The organism is Streptomyces sp. NPDC031132 (genome assembly GCF_055570595.1).
In genome coordinates this window covers 83,308-85,530 of sequence record NZ_JBVIGX010000028.1, presented here as the reverse complement: position 1 = coordinate 85,530, position 2,223 = coordinate 83,308, and the positions used below count along the sequence as shown (strand labels likewise).

Genomic DNA, 2,223 nt, shown 5'->3' with positions numbered 1-2,223 from the left:
CCCCCCCCCCCCCCCCCCCCCCCCCCCCCCCCCCCCCCCCCCCCCCCCCCCCCCCCCCCCCCCCCCCCCCCCCCCCCCCCCCCCCCCCCCCCCCCGAGCCTGCGGTCGTTCACTGAGCGGCGGCGGTCTCGGCGTGGCTGGCTGCGGCCCATTCCTCGAGCAGGAACTCGTACGCCTCGGAGGGCCACTCCTCGTCCACCCGGGTCTCGACGAGGTGCCGTATCGCCGCGTTCGCCTCAGCGGCGGACGGACGGGCGGGACCCGCGGGCCGGAGTGTGCTGTACATGCTTTCAAGGCTACGGGCGGGCACTGACAGGCACCTCCGGATTTCGGGTGGAATCCATCACCTCGGCCCTCGGGCCGATCGGTCACCGTAGCTCCGTGTGCCCGCCCACCTGCTCAGAGTGCCTGTGCGGCGGGCTGGACCATGCCGCGCACTGTGCGCGACTTCACAAAGTCTCCGATCGCCGTCATCTCCCATTCGCCCGAGAACTGGCGGACCAGCTTGGCCATCATGACCCCGGTCTGGGGCTGGGCGCCGGTGAGGTCGAAGCGCACCAGCTCCTCCCCGCTCGCGGCGTCGATCAGGCGACAGTAGGCCTTGGCGACCTCGGTGAACTTCTGGCCGGAGAAGGAGTTGACCGTGAAGACCAGGCCCGTGGCCTCGGCGGGCAGCCGCCCGAGGTCCACGACGATCACCTCGTCGTCCCCGGCGCCCTCACCGGTGAGGTTGTCGCCCGAGTGCTTGATGGCGCCGCCCAGGATGGACAGCTTGCCGAAGTAGCAGCTGTCGATGTGGTTGCGCTGCGGGCCGTACGCGATGACGGAGGCGTCGAGGTCGATGTCCCGGCCCTGGAACGCCGGCTCCCAGCCCAGGCCCATCTTCACCTGCGAGAGCAGCGGGCGGCCGTTCTTGACCAGCGAGACGGTCTGGTTCTTCTGGAGGCTGACCCGGCCCTTGTCGAGGTTGATCTTCCCGGTGCCGGCTGCGGCAGGGGCCGCGGAGGGCGGAGCGGGCGGGGCGGGCGGGGCGGCAGGGGCCGCCGGGGGCGTCGGGGCGCTCGGCCAGGAGGAGGCGGACGGAGCGGACGGCGCCGAGAGGGTCTGGCCCCAGGCCGGGGCCGAGGGAGCGACCGGGGCCAGAGGGGTGACCGGGGCCTGCGGGGCGGGCGCGGGCGGTGGGGTGGGCTCCTCGTCCACGGAGACCCCGAAGTCGGTCGCGATCCCGGCGAGGCCGTTGGCGTAGCCCTGGCCGACCGCGCGCACCTTCCACGCGCCGCCGCGCTGGTAGACCTCGACGACCACGAGCGCGGTCTCGGTGCCCAGCTGCGGAGGGGTGAAGGTGGCGATCACGGCGCCGCTGTCCGCGTTCCGCACGGTGGCGGTGGGCTCGATGCCCTGGAAGGTCTGACCTGCGGCGTCGGGACTGGCCGTGACCACGATCCGCTCGATGCCCGGCGGCAGCGCGCCCGTGTCCACCGTGATCGAGTCCGGCGCCGCCCCGCCGCCCGACCGGTGGCTGACACCGGGCCCGGACGGCTGGTTGTAGAAGATGAAGTCGGCGTCGGAACGCACCTTGCCGTCCGCCGCGAGGAGGAGTCCCGACACGTCGAGCCGCACCGGGGCAGCCACGTCCACCGTCACGCGGACGGTGTTGAGCGGCAGGTTGGAACCTGGGGTCATAGCGGTCATGCCGGGAGAACGACCGGAGGGCCTTTGCCGTTCCCTTACCCTCGCCGCGGATTCAGCGACGGTTGCGTGGGTGGTTCTTCGCCATGCGCTCGTTGCCGAACTTGTACGCACCCGTCCAGCGGGCCATCACGAGCTGCCCGTCGCCCGACTCCACCTCGGCGAGGAACTTCTCGGCCCGCCCGCCCCGCAGGGTGCTCGCGGCCCGCCCCTGGTGCGTGATGACCACGCTGTGGTCGCTGCGCTGTTCGTACGTGAATCCGTGAGGTCTCGGCATGACCGGCAGCCTGCCCCGCGCCGAGCGGGGCGGGCAACGGGTTTACGGCGCGGGGAGCGGGCGGGCCGGTGCACGGCCTGGCCTGGCCCGGCCTGGCCTGGCCCGGCCTGGTCTGGCCTGGCCCGGGCCAGGGGCGGGTAAGGGGCGGGCCAGGGGGGGGGAGGGGGGGCGCGGGCGTCGCCGAAATGGTGCGGTGGCCCCCACACATTCTCTTCGCTCCTCTCCCCCCTCCCCACCGCACCCACCCCCTCCCTCCA

General features: G+C 73.6%; 3 protein-coding genes. All 3 read right to left on the bottom strand.

Annotated elements, in window-relative coordinates; genetic code table 11:
- Positions 1-109 precede the first annotated feature (109 nt).
- Positions 110-286: a hypothetical protein gene (locus tag ACZ49B_RS30385; protein ID WP_468311932.1), complete on the bottom strand. Its 177-nt coding sequence runs from the start codon at positions 284-286 to the stop codon at positions 110-112.
- Positions 287-399: 113 nt separating this feature from the next.
- Positions 400-1,683, bottom strand: a complete 1,284-nt coding sequence (locus ACZ49B_RS30380) for a TerD family protein (RefSeq protein ID WP_468311930.1) — start codon at positions 1,681-1,683, stop codon at positions 400-402.
- Positions 1,684-1,744: 61 nt separating this feature from the next.
- The gene (locus ACZ49B_RS30375) at positions 1,745-1,966 is read right to left on the bottom strand and encodes a hypothetical protein (protein ID WP_468311928.1); all 222 of its coding nucleotides are present in this window, start codon (positions 1,964-1,966) and stop codon (positions 1,745-1,747) included.
- Between the last annotated feature and the right edge of the window lie 257 nt (positions 1,967-2,223).